Here is a 20924-nt window from a genome sequence, read left to right on the forward strand (position 1 = left end):
GGAGAACCACCATGGCTTATAAAAACAACAAGGCCAGTTACCAGAACACCTTGCTCGGGGTGCTGTTCCTGACCTTCGGCTTTGTCTTTTTCGATCGTCTGGCGCTGTCCTTCCTGTTCCCGTTCATGGCCGACGAACTGCAATTGAGCAACCGCCACCTGGGCATGCTGTCGTCGGTGCTGGCCCTGGCCTGGGCGGTGTCCGGCGCCCTGGTGGGCGCCTGGTCGGACCGCCGTGGCGTGCGCAAGCCGCTGCTGATTGTCGCGGTGATCCTGTTTTCCCTGTGCTCGGCCCTCTCCGGGCTGGTCACCGGTTTCCTCAGCCTGCTGTTGTTTCGCGCCATCATGGGGCTGGCCGAAGGGCCGATCCTGCCCTTGTCGCAATCCTTGATGGTGGAGGCTTCATCGCCCCAGCGCCGGGGCCTGAACATGGGCCTGCTGCAAGGCTCGGCGGCCGGGCTGCTGGGGGCGGTGATCGGCCCGCCGCTGCTGATCGCCCTGGCCGAAGCCTATGGCTGGCGCCACGCTTTCATCCTCTCGCTGGTTCCCGGCCTGCTGATCGCCCTGCTGATCTGGCGCTACGTGCACCCGGACCCGCCACGGAGCGAATCCCGAACCAACGCCGCACCGAGCAAGGGCAGCGGACATCGGCTGGCCTTGCTGAAAAGCCGCAACATCGTGCTCTGCACCCTGATCAGCTGCGTGTTCCTGACCTGGTTCATCATTCTGATTTCCTTCACCCCGACCTTTCTGGTCAAGGTCCGCGACTACAGCCCGGCCAGCATGGGCACGGTGATGAGCTGCCTGGGCGGCGCCTGGGTGCTCTGGGGCTTCGGCGTGCCGGCGATCTCCGATCGCATCGGCCGGCGACCGACCCTGGTGCTGTTCTCGCTGATCGCCGCCTGCTGCCCCATGGCCCTGCTCTATGCGTCTTCGCCCTGGATGCTCGGCGGGCTGATGCTGCTGACCTACACCGGCCTGGGCTGCTTCACCCTGTTCATGGCCACCATTCCGGCGGAAACCGTGCCCCGTGAAGTCATGGCCACGGCCCTGGGCCTGATCATGGGCATCGGTGAACTGGTGGGCGGCTTCGTCGCCCCGACCCTCGCCGGGTTCGCCGCCGACCGCTTCGGCCTGTCCATCGTCATGTGGATGTCCTGTGGCGGCGCCTTGCTGGCAGCGGTACTGGCGCTGTTTCTCAAGGAAACCGCTCCGGCGGTGCTGGCCCGTCAACAGCGCCAGCACACCTCCTCTGTCCTGCAAGGAAACCAGCCATGAACGCACTGCGTTGGCACGCCGCCCGGGACCTGCGCCTGAGCCAGGTGCAACTGCGCCAGCCCGGCCCCGGGGAAGTCCTGCTGCAGGTGGCCTACTGCGGTATCTGCGGCAGTGACCTGCATGAGTACGCCGATGGGCCGCACTCGATTCCCCAGCACGCGGCCCACCCGCTGTCCGGCTGCCGGGCACCACTGACCCTGGGCCATGAGTTCTGCGGTCAGGTGGTGGCCCTCGGTCCCGGTGTCGATCCGAGCCTGCTGGGGCAACGGGTGGCCGTGGAGCCGGAGTATCGCTGCGGCGAATGCCAATACTGCCGCATGGGCCAGTACAACCTCTGTGAGTCCATGGGCTTTATCGGCCTGATGGGCGACGGCGGTTTTGCCGAGCAGGCCCTGGTGCCCGCCTACATGCTGCACCGGCTGCCAGAGCGTGTCAGCTTCAAGCAGGCCGCCGTGCTGGAGCCGGCGGCGGTGGCCTACCACGCCCTGAACCAGAGCAGCCTGCTGGCCGGCGACAGTTGCGTGGTGTTCGGTCTGGGCCCCATAGGCCTGCTGCTGATCCTGCTGGCACGGTTGCGGGGCGTGGAGCGCATCTACGCCGTGGACCTGGACCCCGAGCGCCGGCGCCTGGCCCTGGAATTCGGCGCCAGCGCCGCCCTGGACGGCGCCGACCCACAGTTGCAGGAGCGCCTGCGGCAACTGAGCGACGGCGGCCTCGACTCAGCCTTTGAGGCCGCCGGCACCCAGCAGACCCTGAGCCATGCCCTGCACTGCCTGCGCAAGGGCGGTGAGGCCGTGCTGGTGGGCCTGATGGGCCAAGTGCAGGTCGACGCCTTCCACCTGGTGAACCACGAACTGCGCCTGCTCAGCAGCGTCGGCTACCGCCATGTGTACCCCGAACTGATCGAGCTGCTGGCCAGCGGACGCCTGGACCTGTCGCGGCTGGTGACCCGCTGCCTGGCCCTGGAGCAGGCGGTGGAACAGGGCTTCGAGGCGCTGTTGCACGACAAGAGTCAGATCAAGGTGCTGATCAACCCGACGCCGGCCCTGGCCGAGGCCTGACCCATCGCTTTCAACACTCAAGACAAAAACAACAAGAAACGAGTACCCGACATGAATGCTTCCTATGCGCTGTGCCCGCTGTTGGCAGCCTTGCTGCTGCCCCTTGATGGCTTCGCCGATGCCCCGGCTGCGCCCCGCAGCGGGCCACTGTCCGGGCTGGGCGACTACCTGGCCGACCAGGGCATTACGCCCCACGTGCAGTTTCTCAGCCTGGCGATGAAGAACCTCGACACCGGCCCGCGGCCCCACAGCTTCGGCAACAGCGGCGACCTGTTCGTCGGCGCCGATATCGACCTGGGGACCTTGGCCGGCCTCGACGGCGCGGCGCTGCACGTCGAACAGACCCTGTTCATCCTCGACCAGCAGACCGGCGTACCCACCTCGCGCAACTGGCAAGGCGCCGCCGGCAGCTACTTTGGCGGCGCGCCGATCCACAACGACCTCACCAGCCACCAGCTGAGCCTGCTGACCTACCAGCAGACCTGGTTCGACGGCCGGGTCGACCTGAGCCTGGGACGGACCAACGCGCGGCGCTACTTCTATATCTACAACTGCGAAAGCACCGTCACCTGCAACGACCCGATCATCGACTCTTCCACCGGCATCCTGCCGCCGCCCTACGGCAGTTGGGGCGGCTACCTGAAGTACCGGCTGACGCCCCAGTGGTACGTGCACGGCGGCGCCTTCGAATCCAACCCGGTGGACTACCTGAAGGAGCGCAAGGGCCTGGATTTCAGCACCGACGACGCCAGCGGCACCAGCCTGCTGCTGGGCATCGGCCGTCAGAACCAAGAGGCCTACAGCGCCCACTACGAGCTCAACGGCTACTACAACACCGCCAAACAGGTGGACCCGCTGACCGGGGCCACCGCATTCGGCAGCGGCGGCGCCTTCTTCAAGTTCCAGCAGGCACTATGGCGCGCCGACGCCGGCACCGGCACCGCGCCCCAGGCCCTGCTGCTGTTCGGTTCGTTGTCGGCGGCGGCCGACGACAAACAGCCCTTCAGCCAGTTCGCCGAAGCCGGGCTGACCTATCTGGCGCCCTTCGACCGGCCCCGGGACAAGCTCAACCTCAAGGCCAGCTACCTGCGCCTCAACGATCACCAACTGCGCTTCCAGCAACAGGCACGGACCGCCAACGGCGGCGACCCGCGCCTGGGCGAACGCAATGTCTATGCCCTGGAAGCCAACGCCCACATCGCCCTGACCCGGCAACTGGCGGTGGAACCCAGCGTTCAGTACCTGATCAACCCGGACAATTTCTACAACCCCGAAGCCCGCGAGCTGAGCGGCAACGGCTTTGTCGTCGGCCTGCAAGTGACCCTCGACGTCGGCTCGCTGCTGGGGCTGTGAGATGGATTTCTGTGACTGCCCAAGGAGGTATCCCCATGACTGAACACACCACGCAAACCTTCGACTACATCGTGGTCGGCGCCGGCTCCGCCGGTTGCGTGCTGGCCAACCGGTTGTCCGCCGATCCCAAGCTTCAGGTGTGCCTGATCGAGGCTGGCCCCAGCGACCGCAGCCTGCTGCCGGCGGCCTATGTGCGCACACCGGCGGGGATCATCCGCCTGATCGCCAACCCGCGCTGGAACTGGATGCATCAATTCATCCCCCAGGCCGCCAGCGGCGACGTGCCGATCCCCTGCCCCCGCGGCCGGGTCTGGGGCGGCTCCAGCGCCATCAACGGCATGATCTACATCCGTGGTCATCGCCAGGACTTCGACCGCTGGGCCGCCGCCGGCAACCAGGGCTGGAGCCACGAAGAGCTGCTGCCCTACTTCAAGCGTTCGGAGCATTTCGAACCGGGCGACTCGCCCTGGCACGGCCAGCATGGCGAGCTCAACGTGGCCGAGCAGCGCAGCCCGAGCCCGGTCAACCAGGTGTTCTATGAGGCGGCCACGGAGCTGGGCTGGCGCTACAACCCGGATTTCAACGGCCCGGAACAGGAAGGCTTCGGGCCCTTCCATGTCACCCAGGTCAACGGCGAGCGTTGCAGCGCGGCCCGGGCCTTCCTGCACCCGATCCTGCAGCGGCCGAACCTGACCGTCCTGAGCAACACCCTGACCCACCGGGTGCTGCTGCAAGGCACTCGCGCCAGCGGCGTGGAGATCAGCCAGAACGGCGAGGTCCGGCAATTGCAGGCGCGCCGGGAAGTGATCCTGTGCGCCGGGGCGATCAACTCGCCGCAGTTGCTGCTGCTCTCCGGCATCGGCCCGGCGGAGGAACTGAAATCCCACGGCATCCTGCCGCGCCACCCGTTGCCCGGGGTCGGCCTGAACCTGCAGGACCACCAGGACATCGTGCTGATGTACCGCAGCGACCCGGAGCTGGGCTACGGCCTTTCGCCCAAGGGCCTGTTGCCCCTGGCCCGTTCGCCCTGGCAATACCTGACCCGGCGCCAGGGCCCGCTGACGTCGAACACCGTGGAGTCCGGGGCCTTTCTGCGCCTTACGCCCGAAGACCCGGTGCCGGAGCTGGGGCTGATCGTCGCCCCGGCCCTGAAGAACCAGCCCCGGCGCCTGATTCCCGTGGGCCATGGCATCAGCCTGCATGTGGCGGTGATGCACCCGCAAAGCCGAGGTCGGGTGCGCCTGAACTCCGCCGATCCCCACGACAAACCGCTGATCGAGGCCAACTTTCTCAGCCACCCGGAGGACTTGCGCAAACTGGTGGCCGGCTTGCGCCTGGTGCGCCAGCTGGCTGCGACCCGGGCCTTCTCCCGGCGCCTCAAGGGCGAACTGCTGCCCGGCCCGCAGGTACAGAGCCAGGAGCAGATCGAGCAGTGGATTCGTCAGCACCTGGGCACTGTGTTCCACCCGGTGGGCAGCTGCAAGATGGGCCACGACGAGTTGGCAGTGGTGGACGACCAACTGCGGGTCCACGGCCTCCAGGGGCTGCGGGTGGCGGACGCCTCGATCATGCCGAGCCTGATCACCGGCAACACCAACGCGGCAGCGATCATGATCGGCGAAAAGGCCGCGGACCTATTGCTGGGTACGGCACCAGCGCAACCGCGCAGCATGCCTCAAGGCGCAACATGCACTTGAGCCGGGGCTCAGGGGCGCTTCGGCGTCTCGGCCGCAGGCGGGCTGGTCTGCCCCTGGCGCGCCCGGTACTCCCCCGGCGCGGTCTTGGCGTAGCGCTGGAAAAACCGGCTGAAATAGGCCGGGTCCTTGAAGCCCAGCTGGTAGCAGATCTCGTTGATCGAGCTGCCGGTGAACAGCAGCAGGCGCTTGGACTCCTGCATCAGGCGTTCGTACACCAGGCGCTTGGACGGCAGGTCGGCGATGCGTCGGCAGACATCGTTGAGCCGCGCTTCGGTGACCCCCAGGGCGCTGGCGTAGCGCGCCAGGGGCCAGTGCTCCAGGTAGCGGGCCTCGATCAGCTCGTTGAAGCGGTGAAAGATCTGCAGGTCTTCGTGGCGCGCCGGACGGGCCTTGAGGGAGTTGGCCGACAGCCTGAGCAGGCTGATCATCAGCAGCCGGGTCAGGGCCTCCAGGGCCAGCTCGCGCCCCGCGTCCTGCCCGGCGATTTCCTGCTGCAACTCATGGAACAGGCACTCCAGGCGCCGCACCTCGCCGGCGAACTGCGGCCCCAGCCGCGCCAGGGCCACGCAGGCCGGTGGCACCAGCGGCGCGGGGGCCAGCGTCGGATCGGCGCCGATCAGCTCCCACACCAACTGCTGGCGCACGGTGAGCACGTGGCCCTCGCTGTCGGCCTCGGTGACAAAGGCATGGGGAATGGTCGGCGGAGTGAGGAAGAACATCGGTCCCGACTCCAGGTATTGCTGGTCGTCGAGGTAGACCCGCACCGCGCCGCTTTGCACGTAATGCACCTGGAAAAAACGGTCGTGGCGGTGCACCGGCATGTTGCGCCCGAAGAAGCCGGCGAGGTTGCTCAGTTTGTCGTAATGCACCTGGGCATCGGCGTAGCGCTGATCGTAGACCTGGCCGATGTTGATGTTGGGAATGGGTTGACGTGGGTTCATGGCACCCTTCTGTTTTTTATTTTTCAGCACGCAGAGCGTTGGCATCCTGCGCGATTCGCGGCTGGCCCGCCAGGGCAAGACGCAATCGTTCAGGCTGGCGCTTGACGATCATTAACATATTAAATATAACGTTAATACATTAACGAATTCACCCCGCCAGCGGCAAGCGCCACTGCGGGGCCCCACACCAGGAACCAGGAGACGCTCGATGAGCCGTGCACTGAACGATCACGCCGGCGGCACCCTGTTCGGCGTTGCGCTGAACTACCAGGGCTTGCTGCAGAGCCATCTGCAAAGCTTCACCCAGCCGCCCTACCAGAAGCCTCCGGTGAAGCCGGTGCTGTTCATCAAGACCCCCAACACCCGCAACAGCCATGAAGCACCGGTGGTGTTTCCCAAGGACGTCGAACGCCTGCAACCGGGCCCGGCCCTGGGGGTGGTGATCGGCAAGCGTGCCAGCCGGGTGCGCCTGGAAAACGCCCTGGAGCATGTGGCCGGCTACACCATCGTCAACGAGTTCAGCCTGCCGGAAGACAGCTACTACCGCCCGGCAGTCAAGGCCAAATGCCGTGACGGCTTCTGCGCCATCGGCCCGCAGCTGGTGCCGGCCGCCCAGATCAGCGATCCCCACGACCTGAGCCTGGAGCTGTTCGTCAACGGCGAGCGGGTGCAGCACAACAGCACCGCCAACCTGGTGCGCAACATCCCCCAGCTGATTGCCGAGATCAGCGAATTCATGACCCTGCATGCCGGAGACGTGCTGATCACCGGCACCCCCGAGGGCCGGGTCGATGTGCGGCCCGGCGACCGGGTCGAAGTACAGATCAGCGGCCTGGGCCGTCTGGCCAATCGCATCGTTGCCGAATAAGGAACCGACATGAAACACGCGCGCATCCGCTATCAGGGCCAGGTCCACGACGCTCGGGTCACCGGCCCCAACACCCTGCAACTGGAGGACGGCCGGGTCCTGGCCGAAGACCAGGTGCAGTGGCTGCCACCGGCCACCGGCACCCTGTTCGCCCTGGGCCTGAACTACGCCGACCACGCCGCCGAGCTGGCCTTCAAGCCGCCCACCGAGCCCCTGGTGTTCATCAAGTCGCCGGGCACCTACACCGGCCACAACCAGGTGACCTGGCGCCCGGACAACGTCGCCTACATGCACTACGAGTGCGAGCTGGTGGCGGTGATCGGCAAGACCGCGCGCAACGTCAAGCGCGAGGACGCCCTGGACTACCTGGCCGGCTACACCCTGTGCAACGACTACGCGATCCGCGATTACCTGGAGAACTACTACCGGCCCAACCTGCGGGTGAAGAACCGCGACGCCACCACGCCGGTGGGTCCGTGGATCATCGACGCCGCCGAGGTGCCCGAGCCCAACCAGCTGACCCTGCGCACCTGGGTCAACGGCGAACTGCGCCAGCAAGGCAGCACCGCCGACATGATCTTCGACATCCCCTACCTGATCGAATACCTGTCCAGCTTCATGACCCTGCAACCGGGGGACATGATCGCCACCGGCACCCCCGAAGGCCTATCCGACGTGGTGCCCGGCGATGAGGTGGTGGTGGAGATCGAAGGCATTGGCCGGCTGGTCAACCGTATCGTCAGCGAAAGCGAATTCTTCGCCCATCACGCCCACCCAGAGCCCACCGCCGTGGCCAAGGAGCACGCATAAATGATCAAGCACTGGATCAACGGCCGCGAAGTCGAAAGCCGTGAAGTCTTCACCAACTACAACCCCGCCACCGGCGAAGCCATTGGCGAGGTGGCCAGCGGCGGCGCCGAGGAGATCGCCCAGGCGGTAGCGGCGGCCAAGGATGCCTTTCCGAAATGGGCCAATACCCCGGCCAAGGAGCGCGCGCGACTGATGCGCCGCCTGGGCGCCCTGATCGAGGAGAACGTGCCGCACCTGGCGGAGCTGGAAACCCTGGACACCGGCCTGCCGATCCACCAGACCCGCAACGTGCTGATTCCCCGGGCCTCGCACAACTTCGACTTCTTCGCCGAGGTCTGCACCCGCATGGATGGCCACAGCTATCCGGTGGACGACCAGATGCTCAACTACACCCTGTACCAGCCGGTGGGCGTGTGCGCCCTGGTGTCGCCATGGAACGTGCCGTTCATGACCGCCACCTGGAAGACCGCGCCCTGCCTGGCCCTGGGCAACACCGCAGTGCTGAAGATGAGCGAACTGTCGCCGCTGACTGCCAACGAGCTGGGCCGGCTGGCGGTGGAAGCCGGGATTCCCGCCGGGGTGCTGAACATCGTCCAAGGCTACGGCGCCACCGCCGGCGACGCCCTGGTGCGCCACCCGGACGTGCGGGCGATCTCCTTCACCGGCGGCACCGCCACCGGCAGGAAGATCATGCAGACCGCCGGCCTGAAGAAGTACTCCATGGAACTGGGGGGCAAGTCGCCGGTGCTGATCTTCGAGGACGCCGACCTGGAGCGGGCCCTGGACGCCGCGCTGTTCACCATCTTTTCCCTGAACGGCGAACGCTGCACCGCCGGCAGCCGGATCTTCATCCAGGAAAGCGTCTACCCGCAGTTCGTCAAGGAGTTCGCCGCCCGGGCCAAGCGCCTGATCGTCGGTGACCCGCAGGATCCCAAGACCCAGGTCGGCTCGATGATCACCCAGGCCCACTACGACAAGGTCACCGGCTACATCCGCATCGGCCTGGAAGAAGGCGCGACCCTGCTGGCCGGCGGCCTGGAACGTCCGGCCAACCTGCCGGCACACCTGGCTCGCGGGCAGTTCATCCAGCCTACGGTGTTCGCCGACGTGGACAACCGGATGCGCATCGCCCAGGAAGAGATCTTCGGCCCGGTGGTGTGCCTGATCCCGTTCAAGGACGAAGCCCAGGCCCTGCAGCTGGCCAACGACACCGAGTACGGCCTGGCCTCCTACATCTGGACCCAGGACATCGGCAAGGCCCATCGCCTGGCCCGGGGCGTCGAGGCCGGCATGGTGTTCATCAACAGCCAGAACGTCCGCGACCTGCGCCAGCCCTTCGGTGGCGTCAAGGGCTCGGGCACCGGCCGCGAAGGCGGCGAATACAGCTTCGAAGTGTTTGCCGAGATCAAGAACGTCTGCCTCTCCATGGGCAGCCATCACATCCCGCGCTGGGGCGTGTAAGGTTTACAACCGTCCCGGATCACGCCAACAAGAAGATGTTTCAGGAGAAGCACCATGGGCGAAGTCGTCATGGCCGCCAAGGTCTGCCACGTTCCATCGATGTACCTGTCCGAACTGCCGGGCAAGCACCACGGCTGCCGTGAGGCGGCCATTGCCGGGCACAAGGAAATTGCTCGCCGCGCCCGGGCGCTGGGGGCCGACACCGCGGTGGTGTTCGATGTGCACTGGCTGGTCAACAGCGGTTACCACATCAACTGTGGTGAAGCCTTCAACGGCACCTACACCAGCAACGAGCTGCCGCACTTCATCAAGAACATGACCTACGACTACCAGGGCTGCCCGGAGCTGGGGGAGCTGATCGCCGCCGAGGCCAACGCCGCCGACGTGCGCACCCTGGCCCACAACATCCCCAGCCTGGAGCTGGAGTACGGCACCCTGGTGCCCATGCGCTACATGCACATGGACGTGCCCGCCGCCGAGCATTTCAAGGTGGTGTCCATCGCCGCCTGGTGCGCCTGGCACAAGCTGGAGGACAGCTTCACCTTCGGCGCCGCGGTGCGCCGGGCGATTGAAAAGAGCGAGCGCAAGGTCCTGGTGCTGGCGTCAGGCTCGCTGTCCCACCGTTTTTCCAACGACCGCGAAGCCGAGGCCAACATCCACAACTGGACCCGGGAATTCGACAAGCAGGTGGACCAGCGGGTGGTGGAGCTGTGGCAGCAGGGTCGCTTTCGCGAGTTCTGCGCCATGCTCCCGGACTACGCCACCAGTTGCCATGGCGAAGGCGGCATGCACGACACGGCAATGCTCCTGGGGCTGTTGGGCGGGCCTGAACACAACCGCCCGGCGGAGATCGTCACGCCGCTGTTCGGCAGCTCCGGCACCGGCCAGATCAACGCCATCTTCTAGAAGCAGCGGCAAGTTCCAGCCACTCGCTGCAAGACACAATCGAACGCAGTGCCAAGCCACCAGCCTCAAGTCACAGGAGTCCGCTCTTGTGGCTTGCAGCTTGACGCTTGCCGCTGCCTCCCAAGGAGGCTTCCCGTGCCGCATTTCATCGCTGAGTACACCGACAACATCGAACAGGCCGCCGATCTGCCAGGGCTGTTCACCAAGGTTCATGACTACCTGGGCGCCACGGGCGTGTTTCCCCTTGGGGGCATTCGCAGCCGCGGGGTACGCCTGGACACCTGGCGCATGGCCGATGGCAAGCACGACTACGCCTTTGTCCATATGCGCCTGCAAGTGGGTGCCGGTCGTGACCTGGCCACCCGGCGCCAAGTGGCCGAGGGGCTGTTCGAGATCATCAAGGCGCACTTCGCCGAGCTGCAGGCGCAGCGCCTGCTGGCCCTGTCGTTCGAGATGAGCGAGCTGGAGGCCGAGCTGAACTTCAAGCACAACAACGTGCATGAGTTCCTGCGCGGACAGGCCTGAGCATTGTGCCGGCCCTTTCGCCGGCAAGCCGGCTCCTGCACAACGCCCATGCCACCCGTAGGAGCTGGCTTGCCAGCGAACAGGCCCGCAAGCCAGGCGCCAGCCCCGAGGCAGACTTCGCTGGCAAGCCGACCCACACAAGAACAATAACGAGATCTCCCCATGTCCCATCCCGCAATCGCCGAGGCTCCTGTGGCCGAGGTCAACGACTGCTATCGCAAGATCACCTGGCGGCTGATGCCGCTGTTGTTCGTCTGCTACATCTTCGCCCACCTGGACCGTATCAATATCGGCTTCGCCAAGTTGCAGATGACCCAGGACCTGGGCTTCAGCGACAGCGTCTACGGCCTCGGCGCCGGGCTGTTCTTCGTGGCCTATGCGCTGTTCGGGGTGCCCAGCAACCTGGCCCTGGAGCGGGTCGGACCACGGCGCTGGATCGCCTTGCTGATGCTGGTCTGGGGCCTGCTGTCCAGTGCCCTGATGCTGGTGGAGAGCGCCTGGGGCTTCTATGTGCTGCGCTTTCTGCTGGGGGTCGCCGAGGCGGGTTTCTTCCCCGGCATCCTGGTGCTGCTCAACCGCTGGTTCCCGGCCAGTCGCCGCGGTCAGGTCACCGCGCTGTTCGCCATCGCCGTGCCCATGGCCGGAGTGATTGGCGGGCCCTTGTCGGGGTGGATTCTGGAAAGCTTCCACGACTTCGGCGGCCTACGCGGCTGGCAATGGATGTTCCTCATCGAAGGCTTGCCCGTGGTGTTGCTGGGTCTAGTGGTGCTCAAGGCCCTGCCGGAAAGCATCGAGCAGGTGAACTGGCTGACCCCGGCGCAGAAAGCCCAGCTGTTGCAGGCGCTGCAACAGGAAGAACAGCGCAAGTCCATCAACCGCTTCAGCGACATCCTCACGGAGCGCCATGTCTGGCTGCTGGTGTGCATCTACTTCGCGGTGATGCTGGCGGTGAACACCATCGCCTTCTGGATGCCGACCCTGATCCACCACGCCGGCATCGCCCGGGACAGCAACGTCGGCCTGCTCAGCGCCCTGCCCTATCTGGCCGGTTGCCTGTTCATGCTCGGCGTTGGCCGTTCTTCGGACCGCCTGCGCGAGCGCCGCTGGCATTTGGCGATACCGCTATTGATGTCCAGCCTCGGCCTGACTCTCACCGGGCTGGCCCCGGGCGACCCGTGGCTGGTGATGTTCGGCCTGTTGGTGGCGGGCATGGGCGCCAGCGCCGCGCTGCCGATGTTCTGGCAGTTGCCGCCGGCCTTTCTCGCCAGCAGCACCCAGGCCGCGGGTATTGCCCTGATCAGTTCCTTCGGCAGTGTGGCCGCCTTCCTCGCGCCCTACCTGATCGGCGTGGTGCGCGACGCCACCCAAAGCGCCAGCCTCGCCCTCTATGCCCTGGCCCTGCTGATCGCCCTGGGCGCCTGGCTGGTGCTGCGGGTGCCAGCCCATATCGTCAACCCTCGGGAGAAATAACCATGCTCAGCCCTTCGGATATCCAAGAAGCCGCCGCGCGCCTCAATGCCGCCGAACGCAGCCGCGAACAGATCGGCCAGTTGTCCCTGCAATACCCCGACATCAGCATCGAGGATGCCTACGCCATCCAGCGCAGCTGGGTGGAGCAGAAGATCCGCGACGGCCGCAAGCTGGTGGGCCACAAGATCGGCCTGACGTCCCGGGCGATGCAGGTATCGTCGAACATCACCGAGCCGGATTTCGGCGCCTTGCTGGACGACATGCTGTTCGATGAAGGCACGGACATTCCCTTCCAGCGCTTTATCGTGCCGCGGGTCGAGGTGGAGCTGGCGTTCATCCTCGGCAAACCCCTGAAAGGCCCCCACTGCACGCTGTTCGATGTGCTGGACGCCACCGACTGGGTGATCCCGGCCCTGGAGATCATCGACGCGCGCATCCAGCAAGTGGACCCGCAGACCCAGGCCACGCGCAAGGTGTTCGACACCATTTCCGACAACGCCGCCAACGCCGGGGTGGTAATGGGCGGCCGCGCCGTGCGCCCAGGGGATGTGGACCTGCGCAAGGTGCCGGCGGTGCTCTACCGCAATGGCGTGATCGAGGAGTCCGGGGTGTCTGCCGCGGTACTCAACCACCCGGCCAAGGGCGTGGCCTGGCTGGCCAACAAGCTGGCGGCCTACGACGTCGGCCTGGAGGCCGGGCAGATCATTCTCGGCGGCTCCTTCACGCGCCCGGTGGCCGCCCGTCCCGGGGATGTCTTCCACGTGGACTACGATCAGTTGGGCAGCATTGCCTGCCGCTTTGTCTGAGGAGACAGCCATGGACATGCCTCTGAACCTGTTCAAACAACGCCTGCAACACAGCGAACCACAGATCGGCCTGTGGCTGGGGTTGGCCGACGGCTACTGCGCCGAGCTGGCGGCCAACGCCGGTTTCGACTGGCTGGTGCTGGACGGCGAACACGCGCCCAACGATCTGCGCAGCCTGCTGGCGCAGCTGCAGGCCATCGCGCCCTACGCAGCCCAGGGCATCATCCGCCCGCCCATTGGCGATACCGCGCTGATCAAGCAACTGCTGGACATCGGCGCCCAGACCCTGCTGATTCCCATGGTGGAAAGCGCCGAACAGGCGCGTCAGCTGGTGCGCGCCATGCACTATCCGCCGCTGGGGGTGCGCGGGGTCGGCAGCGCCCTGGCCCGGGCATCGCGCTGGAACAGCATCGCCGGCTACCTGGATCAGGCGGACGAGCAGATGTGCCTGCTGGTGCAGATCGAGAACCTCGAAGGCCTGCGCAACCTGGATGAGATTCTCGCGGTGGACGGAGTCGACGGCGTGTTTATCGGCCCGGCGGATCTGTCGGCGGCCATGGGCCAGCGGGGTAACCCCGGGCACCCCGAGGTGGTGGCCGCGATTGAAGACGCCATCGTGCGGATTCGTCAGGCGGGCAAGGCCGCGGGGATTCTCAGTGCCGATCAGCGTCTGGCCCGGCGCTGCATCGAACTGGGGGCCAACTTCGTGGCCGTGGGGGTGGATACCACGGTGTTGATGAAGGGCTTGCAGAACCTGGTCGGCCAGTACAAGAACCTGGACGCCCCCACGAGCGAAGGCGGGGTTTACTGACGAACGTTGGCTGGCAGCCTCTTCGCTGGCCAGCCAGCTCACTGCCCCCCTGCTTCAGGCCGGCCGCAAGGCCGCCGTCTGGCTCTTGATCTTGATCTTGATCTGAACGCCCCGTTAACCACGATGGCCGAACGCAGGCATTGAGCCGTGGGTAACCCGGCAAGGATGCCGGGTTAGCCGCCACCCGGCCATGGATGGCCGGTGGCGGCGGCCCACGGATCAATGCCGGAGTTCGGGCATGCCGAGCTATGCGAGGCACCGAGTGGAGGGGCAAAGCCCTTTGGTTACTTTGGGGCCCCAAAGTGACTCGCCGTAAGGGCGAAACCGCCAGCCGCCGCACCCGCGGAAATGGATATGTACCCCAAACCGCCACTGTGAGAGCGAAACCCTGAGCGGCCATTACCGCAGCAACGAATATGCCCACCACCCGCACAGGTTAACGAACTTCGCTGGCCAGCCAGCTCCAGCGAGTCTCTAGCGGGCGTTGCGGGCCAGGCGCCAGACGCGGGCGATGTCGGCGGCGCGTTCACGCAGCAGGCGCGGGGCCTCGCGGCAGGCCTGTTCCAGGCTCATAGGGCCGCTGGTCAGGGCGAAGGCTGCATCCACGCCGTGGGCATACATCTGCTGGTAACCCTCGCCCAGGGTGCCGGCAATCACGATCACCGGAACGCCCTGCTCCCGGGCAATGCGCGCTACGCCAAAGGGGGTCTTGCCGCGCAAGGTCTGGGCGTCAAAGCGGCCCTCACCGGTAATCACCAGATCGGCACCGCGCACGGCCTGTTCCAGGCCCACCAGCTCCGCCACCACTTCCACCCCCGGGCGAAATTGCGCGCCGAGGAACGCCTTGGCGGCAAACCCCAGGCCGCCCGCCGCGCCGCTGCCGGGTTCGTCACGCAGGTCCTTGGGCAACACCTGGGCACACAGGTCGGCGAAGTGCCCCAGGGCCCGGTCCAGCGCTTGCACCTGTTGCGGCGAGGCACCTTTCTGCGGGCCGAAGATCGCCGAGGCACCGTGCTCGCCACACAGCGGGTTGTTGACGTCGGCGGCGATTTCAAAACGTACCTGGGCCAGACGCGGGTCCATGCCATCGAGCTCGATACCGGCCAGATCAGCCAGGGCCAGACCACCCCGGGGCAGTACCTGACCCTGGCGATCCAGCAATTTGAGACCCAGGGCTTGCAGGGCACCGGCGCCACCGTCGTTGGTGGCGCTGCCGCCGATGGCCAGGATGATGCGCTGGGCCCCGGCCTCCAGCGCGGCCAGGATCAGTTCCCCTGTACCGAAGGTGCTGCTGTTGCAGGCATCGCGCTGGTCCAGCGCCAGTAATTGCAGGCCGCTGGCCTCGGCCATTTCAATGATTGCCGTGTGGCTCTGGGGCAGCCAGCCCCAACGGGCTTCGACCAGCGTCCCCAGCGGTCCCTGGACCCGATGGCTGCGCAGCTGCCCGTCACAAGCGGCGAGAATCGACTCCACCGTGCCCTCGCCGCCGTCGGCCATCGGGCATTGACGTAGCTCGGCGTCGGGCCAGACCTCGGCCAGCCCCTGGGCAATGGCCTGGGCCACGCCTGCGGCACTCAGGCTGTCCTTGAACGAGTCGGGGGCGATGATGATCTTCATGGGGTGTTCTCCGGTTCTTGTGCCGCCATGCTGCCACTTGGCGCAGGCGCTGGCCCCGGTCCGCTGCACAAGTCCGGGGGCGCTTTATTGTTCATTGCTACAACGGCGCAGCCTCGCCTAGCGTTGAAACCGCTGCCGCAGGCTGCGAACGGGCGCGTAGCGCTCGCGAGGGGCTTGAAGGCGATGCAGGTTTGACGGGAAATTGCCAGGCAAGGCCCTGCGGGCCTTTGCGCAGCCTCGCCATGGCTCGGCAGCGGCTACACCAGTTAAATCCTCCTGGACTCTGTAGCCGCTGCCGCAGGCTGCGAACGGGCGCGGAGCGCTCGCGAGGGGCTTGAAGGCGATGCAGGTTTGACGGGAGATTGCCAAGCAAGGCCCTGCGGGCCTTTGCGCAGCCTCGCTGGAGCTCGGCAGCGGCTACAGGGGATTGTGTTGAGCCGTGTTGGGGGGCAGCAATTGCACCCCCAGGTACAGGGCCAGCATGCCGTCCAGGCGCAAGGGGTCGACGCCGCTGAGTTCTGCAATCCGCTCCATGCGGTAGCGCAGGCTGTTGCGGTGGATGCCCAGGGCGTCGGCGCAGGCCTGGCTCTGGCCATCGTGGTCGCACCAGCTGCGCAAGGTCGCCAGCAACTGGCCGTTGCTGTCCTTGGCCAGCACCTTGCGCAACGGGGTCAGCAACTCGTCCAGGGCGTCGTCGTTGCGGTGGCGCCAGAGCATCACCGGCAGACGGTAGCGGTTGAGGGTCAGCAGGCGCGAGTCCGGCAGCAGGTCGCGGCCGTAGGCCAGCAGGTCGCCGACCCGACGATAGCAACGGCGCAATCCGGCCAGGCCATCGGCCTGCCCGCCCACGGCAACCCGCAGGATGTTCCAGCCCTGGCCGTCGAGTTTTTCCAGCAGGCGCGGGTTGTCCAGGCTGAAGTTCGCCGGGCGACACCAGAGCAGGGAGGTCTTTGACGAACTGACGCACCAGCTGTCCGGGTAGCGGCTCATCAGCCAGGTGCTGAGGGTCTCGACACCCTGCCCCACGGGCTGCTCCGGTGCCAGTTCGAACAGGTAAGGGGTGCGCGCCAATTGCGGTTTGAGGCCCATCTGCCGAGCTTCATCCACCAGCCGTGGCGAGTCGCCGCTGTCGCTCAACAGCAGGGCCAGCAGATCGTCACAACGCTGGCGCCGCCATTGCTGTTCGGCCTGTTGGTGGCGCTGGCTCACCAGCATCTCGGCGGTCATGCGCACCAGTTCGGCGTAGGTGCGCAGCAACGCCGGATCGCCGGTGATGCCCAGCACGCCGATTAGCCGCTGGTCGTGCAGCAACGGCAGGTTGATCCCCGGCTGCACCCCCTTGAGCTGGCGCGCGGTGGGCTCGTCGATCTCCACCACCCGGCCGTTGGCCAGCACCAGTTGCGCGCCTTCGTGGCGGGTGTTGATGCGCTCCGGCTCGCCACTGCCCAGGATCAGACCCTGGCTGTCCATGACGTTGACGTTGTAGGGCAGGATGGCCATCGTGCGGTCGACGATGTCCTGTGCCAGGTCATGATCGAGTTCGAACATAGAGGGAAGGTCCTTGGACGTTGTTCAGTGGCACAGGGTCGGCGGCCAATCGCTGTGCGCCGGCACAAAGACAGCGACCTCGGTGTGACTGAGACTCTCGGGGCGGTCAACGTTACCCTTGCACCGCAAAAAATCATAATAAAGAGAGACACTCCATGTCACAGAGCGCCGCTGCCCCACTGGCCCAGGCTGACGACAAGCACGCCGTCTACAAGCGCATCACCCTGCGCCTGATCCCCTTCATCTTCGTTTGCTATCTGTTCAACTACCTCGACCGGGTCAACGTTGGCTTCGCCAAGTTGCAGATGCTCGATGCCCTGAAATTCAGTGAAACGGTCTACGGCCTGGGCGCCGGGATCTTCTTTATCGGTTACGTGCTGTGCGGCGTACCGAGCAACCTGGCGCTGAACCGGTTCAGCCCACGGCGCTGGATCGCGCTGATGATGATCACCTGGGGCACCCTGTCCACCTGCCTGCTGTTCGTCACCACGCCGACCCAGTTCTATACCTTGCGCCTGTTCACCGGAGCCGCCGAAGCCGGCTTCTTCCCCGGGGTGGTGCTGTACCTTTCGCAGTGGTTCCCGACCTTCCGCCGGGGCCGGATCATGGCCCTGTTCATGTCGGCGATCCCGGTCTCAGGGTTGTTGGGCAGCCCGTTTTCCGGCTGGATTCTCAATCACTTCGCGGCCGGACAAGGCGGCCTCGCCGGCTGGCAGTGGATGTTCCTGCTGCAGGGCATTCCCACGGTGGTACTCGGCGCCGTGGCGTTCTTCCTGCTCAGCGACAGCTTCGCCCACGCCAAGTGGCTGACGCCGGCTGAACGCGCGGTGCTGGAGGCCGACCAGGCCGCGGACGCCGCCAACCAGCCGAAAACCGCCAGCGATTCCCTGGCAGCCGTGTTCAAGAACCCGGCGATCTGGGCCTTCGGCCTGATCTATTTCTGCATCCAGAGCGGGGTCTACGCGATCAACTTCTGGCTGCCGTCGATCATCAAGAACCTGGGCTTTGCCGACAATCTGGTGATCGGCTGGCTGAGTGCGATTCCCTACCTGCTGGCGGCGGTGTTCATGCTGCTGGTGGGCCGTTCGGCGGACCTGCGCAAGGAGCGCCGCTGGCACCTTGTGGTGCCGATGCTGATGGGCGCCGTGGGCCTGCTGATCGCGGTGAACTTCGCCAGCACCCCGGCCCTGGCCATCCTCGGCCTGACCCTCGCCACCATGGGCGCCCTCACCGGCCTGCCGATGTTCTGGCCGGTGCCCACCGCCCTGCTCAGTGCCGGAGCCGCGGCCGGTGGCCTGGCGCTGATCAACTCCATGGGCCAGATGGCCGGCTTCCTCAGCCCCTACCTGGTCGGTTGGGTCAAGGACAGCACCGGCTCCACCGATGCCGCGCTGTACCTGCTGGCCGGGGTGATTGTCGGCGGTAGCCTGCTGGCCCTGCGCATGACCCGCACCCTGAACCGCTGAACCCCGGCAACACACCGCACAACAACGAAAAAAGCCCGTTCGAGCCTCTGCTCCAACGGGCTTTTTCATGGCCGGCCTCAGCTCGGGGCGCCACCGTGCCGGGCGTAGTCGTGGCTGATGCTCAATTCCCCCGCCGCCGGGGCATCCAGCTCCAGCACCAGGCCGCCGGGCAAGCGGACGAAGATCTGCCAGATGCCGTCTTCCGGGACCTGCGCCACCTGATGCTCCAGGCCACTGGCTTGCACTCGCCGTAACACGGCGTCGGCCGCCTCCTGGGTGCTGAAGGCGATGTGGCTCAGTTGCGGCTCGGGGCTATCGGCCTGTTCGATGACGTGGACCAGCGCCTGCCGGTCCTGATACAGCCAGCGCCCGGGAAAGGGAAACGGGGGACGCCGTCCCGCTTGCAGGCCCAACAGATCGGCGAATGCCTGCTGCAACGCCTGGCCCTGGGCACAGTTGAACGCCAGGTGATCGAAGCGCCAGCTCATAACAGGCCACCGCCATCGACGTCGATCAGGCTGCCGCTGATAAAGCCGTTCTCCATGGCCAGGATAAAGGCCGCGGCGATGTCATCCGGCTGGCCGACACGACCCACCGGCAGGCTGGCGGCGGTGCGGGTAAACATTGCTGCCCGGGCCTCCGCCGTCAGACCAGCATAGGCTTCGGTGGCAGTGACCCCAGGGCTGATGACATTCACCCGGCGTGGCGCCAGTTCCTTGGCCAGGTGCTTGCCCAGGGCTTCGAGAGCGGCATTGAGGGTGGTCTTGAGCACTTGTCCGGGAACCATTTTGCGTGACAGCAAACCTGAGGTCAGGCTGATGCTGCCTTGAGCCGCCAGATGGGGCAGCGCCGCCTGGACCGCGTGCCACACGCCCCAGAACTTCACCTCGAACGCCCGCTGGGCATCCAGCAGATCGGTGTCGGCCAGGGGCTTGGCGGTGATCGCCGGACCGGCACTGATCACCAGATGGTCAAAGGCGCCCACGGCGCTGAACAGATCACCGAGGCTGGCGGCGTCGGTGATGTCCACGGCGAGGCTGCGGGCCGAGGGCGGCAACTGCGCCTGCTGCCGTTGCAAGGCTTCGAGGCTGCGCCCGGCGAGTACCACCTTGGCCCCGCGTGCGGCCGCCTGACGGGCCACGGCAGCACCGATGCCGCTGCCGGCGCCAATCACCACCACGGTCTTGTGCTGCAAGCTTGGATTGGAAAGAGTCATTGCGATCCCCTGGGTCATGTAAAGGTGATTGCATCTTCACAGCTTGCCAATCGAGGAAAAATCCCGCTAAAACGCAAAGATCTTTAAAGGATTTTTACTAATGAGCTCAATCCTCGACCTGGAAATTTTCGTGCGCACGGCCGATTCCGGGAGCATTTCCGCCGCCGCCCGCTCCCTGGGCATGACGGCCGCTGCGGCCAGCATCGCCCTCAAGCGCCTGGAAACCCGCCTGGGCAGCCGCCTGCTGGCGCGCTCCACCCGCAGCATGCGCCTGACCGAAGAGGGGCGCCGCTACCTGGAAAGCGTGCGTCTGGCCCTGGCCACCCTGGAGGACGGTGAGCAGGCGCTCAAGCAGCAGAGCCAGGGCCTGGCCGGTGTGCTGCAACTGTCGGCGCCCTCGGATTTCGGACGCAACGCGCTGCTGCCCTGGCTTGACGAATTCAAGGCCGAGCACCCGCAACTGCGCCTGCAACTGCGGCTCAATGACCGCCACGCCGACCTGTTCCGCGACACCGTGGATGTGGCCCTGCGCTTTGGCGTGCCGGCGGACTCGAGCCTGGTGGCCCTGCCGATCCTCCCCGAACATCGTCGCCTGGTGTGCGCCAGCCCGGCTTACCTGGCCCGTTGCGGCACCCCGCAGTCCCCCGAAGACCTGTCGCACCACAGTGCCCTGCTCTACCTGCGTAACGGCCAACCCTATGACAGCTGGCGTTTCAGCCGTGGCGCCGAGACTCGCGAGGTGCCCGTGCGCGGCGACTACCTGTGCGACGACGGCGAAGTGGCCCGGCGCTGGGCCCTGGCCGGCCACGGCATTGTCTACAAGGCCCGGCTGGATGTGGCCGAGGATATCCGCGCCGGGCGCCTGGTGCCGCTGCTCGACGACTGGCAAGGGGAACGGGCGCCGTTCAATCTGCTGTGCCCCCATCGCCTGCAGGTTTCCGAGCGGGTGCGCCTGCTGCACAGCTTTGTGTTGCAGCGCTGTCGGGCGCTGTGCCCGTGTTGAGCGCCGGTCCGGGGGCGGCTGGCCGGCAAGCCGGCTCCTGCGCAATGTCCTTGCAGGCGATCTCACGGGCCTCTTTGCCGAAAGGCCG

General features: G+C 66.2%; 19 protein-coding genes. 14 read left to right on the top strand and 5 right to left on the bottom strand.

The window, feature by feature from the left end:
• Nucleotides 1-11 precede the first annotated feature (11 nt).
• Genes Q8O96_RS29165 through Q8O96_RS29180 form a run of 4 tightly spaced genes read left to right on the top strand, consistent with a single transcriptional unit; the run spans nucleotide 12 to nucleotide 5388 of the window.
• Nucleotides 12-1277, top strand: a complete 1266-nt coding sequence (locus Q8O96_RS29165) for an MFS transporter (RefSeq protein WP_305949935.1) — start codon at nucleotides 12-14, stop codon at nucleotides 1275-1277.
• Nucleotides 1274-2338, top strand: coding sequence for a 2,3-butanediol dehydrogenase (locus Q8O96_RS29170; RefSeq protein WP_305949936.1), 1065 nt, complete (start codon nucleotides 1274-1276; stop codon nucleotides 2336-2338). The genes Q8O96_RS29165 and Q8O96_RS29170 overlap by 4 nt, the downstream gene beginning before the upstream one ends.
• 51 nt (nucleotides 2339-2389) lie before the next feature.
• Nucleotides 2390-3691: a carbohydrate porin gene (locus tag Q8O96_RS29175; RefSeq protein WP_305949937.1), complete on the top strand. Its 1302-nt coding sequence runs from the start codon at nucleotides 2390-2392 to the stop codon at nucleotides 3689-3691.
• Between the two features lie 35 nt (nucleotides 3692-3726).
• Entirely contained in the window at nucleotides 3727-5388 is a 1662-nt protein-coding gene (locus tag Q8O96_RS29180) for a GMC family oxidoreductase (protein ID WP_305949938.1), read from the top strand.
• An 8-nt stretch (nucleotides 5389-5396) separates the two neighbouring features.
• Here Q8O96_RS29180 and hpaA read toward each other — a convergent pair whose 3' ends face one another.
• A complete protein-coding gene (hpaA, locus tag Q8O96_RS29185) occupies nucleotides 5397-6329 on the bottom strand; it encodes a 4-hydroxyphenylacetate catabolism regulatory protein HpaA (RefSeq protein WP_305949939.1) in 933 nt (310 codons plus the stop codon).
• A 208-nt stretch (nucleotides 6330-6537) separates the two neighbouring features.
• On the opposite strand from hpaA, the gene Q8O96_RS29190 reads away from it, so the two are divergent.
• From Q8O96_RS29190 to hpaI, 8 genes are all read left to right on the top strand, one after another.
• Complete coding sequence (locus tag Q8O96_RS29190; RefSeq protein ID WP_305949940.1) at nucleotides 6538-7197, top strand: fumarylacetoacetate hydrolase family protein; 660 nt, start codon at nucleotides 6538-6540, stop codon at nucleotides 7195-7197.
• Nucleotides 7198-7206: 9 nt separating this feature from the next.
• Complete coding sequence (locus Q8O96_RS29195; protein WP_207165985.1) at nucleotides 7207-8007, top strand: fumarylacetoacetate hydrolase family protein; 801 nt, start codon at nucleotides 7207-7209, stop codon at nucleotides 8005-8007.
• The gene (hpaE, locus tag Q8O96_RS29200) at nucleotides 8008-9468 is read left to right on the top strand and encodes a 5-carboxymethyl-2-hydroxymuconate semialdehyde dehydrogenase (RefSeq protein WP_305949941.1); all 1461 of its coding nucleotides are present in this window, start codon (nucleotides 8008-8010) and stop codon (nucleotides 9466-9468) included.
• Between the two features lie 54 nt (nucleotides 9469-9522).
• Nucleotides 9523-10374, top strand: a complete 852-nt coding sequence (gene hpaD, locus Q8O96_RS29205) for a 3,4-dihydroxyphenylacetate 2,3-dioxygenase (RefSeq protein WP_305949942.1) — start codon at nucleotides 9523-9525, stop codon at nucleotides 10372-10374.
• Between the two features lie 135 nt (nucleotides 10375-10509).
• A complete protein-coding gene (locus Q8O96_RS29210) occupies nucleotides 10510-10899 on the top strand; it encodes a 5-carboxymethyl-2-hydroxymuconate Delta-isomerase (RefSeq protein ID WP_060839584.1) in 390 nt (129 codons plus the stop codon).
• 162 nt (nucleotides 10900-11061) lie between these two features.
• Nucleotides 11062-12369, top strand: a complete 1308-nt coding sequence (locus Q8O96_RS29215; protein ID WP_305949943.1) for an MFS transporter — start codon at nucleotides 11062-11064, stop codon at nucleotides 12367-12369.
• Nucleotides 12370-12371: 2 nt separating this feature from the next.
• Nucleotides 12372-13175, top strand: a complete 804-nt coding sequence (gene hpaH, locus Q8O96_RS29220) for a 2-oxo-hept-4-ene-1,7-dioate hydratase (RefSeq protein WP_102863279.1) — start codon at nucleotides 12372-12374, stop codon at nucleotides 13173-13175.
• A gap of 10 nt (nucleotides 13176-13185) precedes the next feature.
• On the top strand, nucleotides 13186-13986 hold the full coding sequence (hpaI, locus tag Q8O96_RS29225) for a 4-hydroxy-2-oxoheptanedioate aldolase (RefSeq protein WP_305949944.1): 801 nt from the start codon (nucleotides 13186-13188) through the stop codon (nucleotides 13984-13986).
• Nucleotides 13987-14460: 474 nt separating this feature from the next.
• Here the strand turns inward: hpaI and Q8O96_RS29230 are convergent, their stop codons facing one another.
• Together Q8O96_RS29230 and Q8O96_RS29235 are read right to left on the bottom strand one after the other, a co-directional pair.
• Entirely contained in the window at nucleotides 14461-15603 is a 1143-nt protein-coding gene (locus Q8O96_RS29230) for a glycerate kinase (protein ID WP_305949945.1), read from the bottom strand.
• Between the two features lie 417 nt (nucleotides 15604-16020).
• Complete coding sequence (locus Q8O96_RS29235; protein ID WP_115580239.1) at nucleotides 16021-17151, bottom strand: sugar diacid recognition domain-containing protein; 1131 nt, start codon at nucleotides 17149-17151, stop codon at nucleotides 16021-16023.
• 155 nt (nucleotides 17152-17306) lie between these two features.
• Between Q8O96_RS29235 and Q8O96_RS29240 the strand changes: the two genes are divergently transcribed.
• Complete coding sequence (locus tag Q8O96_RS29240) at nucleotides 17307-18617, top strand: MFS transporter (RefSeq protein WP_305949946.1); 1311 nt, start codon at nucleotides 17307-17309, stop codon at nucleotides 18615-18617.
• Between the two features lie 77 nt (nucleotides 18618-18694).
• Here the strand turns inward: Q8O96_RS29240 and Q8O96_RS29245 are convergent, their stop codons facing one another.
• Together Q8O96_RS29245 and Q8O96_RS29250 are read right to left on the bottom strand one after the other, a co-directional pair.
• Nucleotides 18695-19105: a hypothetical protein gene (locus tag Q8O96_RS29245; RefSeq protein ID WP_102863273.1), complete on the bottom strand. Its 411-nt coding sequence runs from the start codon at nucleotides 19103-19105 to the stop codon at nucleotides 18695-18697.
• Entirely contained in the window at nucleotides 19102-19833 is a 732-nt protein-coding gene (locus Q8O96_RS29250; RefSeq protein WP_305949947.1) for an SDR family oxidoreductase, read from the bottom strand. Before Q8O96_RS29250 ends, Q8O96_RS29245 begins: the two co-directional genes overlap by 4 nt.
• Before the next feature lie 100 nt (nucleotides 19834-19933).
• Here Q8O96_RS29250 and Q8O96_RS29255 point away from each other — a divergent pair, with 100 nt between their 5' ends.
• The gene (locus Q8O96_RS29255) at nucleotides 19934-20836 is read left to right on the top strand and encodes a LysR family transcriptional regulator (RefSeq protein ID WP_102863271.1); all 903 of its coding nucleotides are present in this window, start codon (nucleotides 19934-19936) and stop codon (nucleotides 20834-20836) included.
• Nucleotides 20837-20924 lie beyond the last annotated feature (88 nt).

The sequence above is a fragment of the Pseudomonas sp. LPH60 genome (assembly GCF_030718165.1).
In the GTDB taxonomy this organism is placed as follows: Bacteria; Pseudomonadota; Gammaproteobacteria; order Pseudomonadales; family Pseudomonadaceae; genus Aquipseudomonas; species Aquipseudomonas danubii.

What these genes read in the sequence shown, in the direction of transcription:
- Q8O96_RS29170 (WP_305949936.1), top strand. Translation starts at nt 1,274, where the DNA reads ATGAACGCACTGCGTTGGCACGCCGCCCGGGACCTGCGCCTGAGCCAG.
- Q8O96_RS29215 (WP_305949943.1), top strand. Translation starts at nt 11,062, where the DNA reads ATGTCCCATCCCGCAATCGCCGAGGCTCCTGTGGCCGAGGTCAACGAC.
- Q8O96_RS29250 (WP_305949947.1), bottom strand. Translation starts at nt 19,833, where the DNA reads ATGACTCTTTCCAATCCAAGCTTGCAGCACAAGACCGTGGTGGTGATT.
- Q8O96_RS29245 (WP_102863273.1), bottom strand. Translation starts at nt 19,105, where the DNA reads ATGAGCTGGCGCTTCGATCACCTGGCGTTCAACTGTGCCCAGGGCCAG.
- hpaA (WP_305949939.1), bottom strand. Translation starts at nt 6,329, where the DNA reads ATGAACCCACGTCAACCCATTCCCAACATCAACATCGGCCAGGTCTAC.
- Q8O96_RS29240 (WP_305949946.1), top strand. Translation starts at nt 17,307, where the DNA reads ATGTCACAGAGCGCCGCTGCCCCACTGGCCCAGGCTGACGACAAGCAC.
- hpaE (WP_305949941.1), top strand. Translation starts at nt 8,008, where the DNA reads ATGATCAAGCACTGGATCAACGGCCGCGAAGTCGAAAGCCGTGAAGTC.
- hpaI (WP_305949944.1), top strand. Translation starts at nt 13,186, where the DNA reads ATGGACATGCCTCTGAACCTGTTCAAACAACGCCTGCAACACAGCGAA.
- Q8O96_RS29165 (WP_305949935.1), top strand. Translation starts at nt 12, where the DNA reads ATGGCTTATAAAAACAACAAGGCCAGTTACCAGAACACCTTGCTCGGG.
- Q8O96_RS29230 (WP_305949945.1), bottom strand. Translation starts at nt 15,603, where the DNA reads ATGAAGATCATCATCGCCCCCGACTCGTTCAAGGACAGCCTGAGTGCC.
- hpaD (WP_305949942.1), top strand. Translation starts at nt 9,523, where the DNA reads ATGGGCGAAGTCGTCATGGCCGCCAAGGTCTGCCACGTTCCATCGATG.
- hpaH (WP_102863279.1), top strand. Translation starts at nt 12,372, where the DNA reads ATGCTCAGCCCTTCGGATATCCAAGAAGCCGCCGCGCGCCTCAATGCC.
- Q8O96_RS29255 (WP_102863271.1), top strand. Translation starts at nt 19,934, where the DNA reads ATGAGCTCAATCCTCGACCTGGAAATTTTCGTGCGCACGGCCGATTCC.
- Q8O96_RS29235 (WP_115580239.1), bottom strand. Translation starts at nt 17,151, where the DNA reads ATGTTCGAACTCGATCATGACCTGGCACAGGACATCGTCGACCGCACG.
- Q8O96_RS29190 (WP_305949940.1), top strand. Translation starts at nt 6,538, where the DNA reads ATGAGCCGTGCACTGAACGATCACGCCGGCGGCACCCTGTTCGGCGTT.
- Q8O96_RS29195 (WP_207165985.1), top strand. Translation starts at nt 7,207, where the DNA reads ATGAAACACGCGCGCATCCGCTATCAGGGCCAGGTCCACGACGCTCGG.
- Q8O96_RS29175 (WP_305949937.1), top strand. Translation starts at nt 2,390, where the DNA reads ATGAATGCTTCCTATGCGCTGTGCCCGCTGTTGGCAGCCTTGCTGCTG.
- Q8O96_RS29180 (WP_305949938.1), top strand. Translation starts at nt 3,727, where the DNA reads ATGACTGAACACACCACGCAAACCTTCGACTACATCGTGGTCGGCGCC.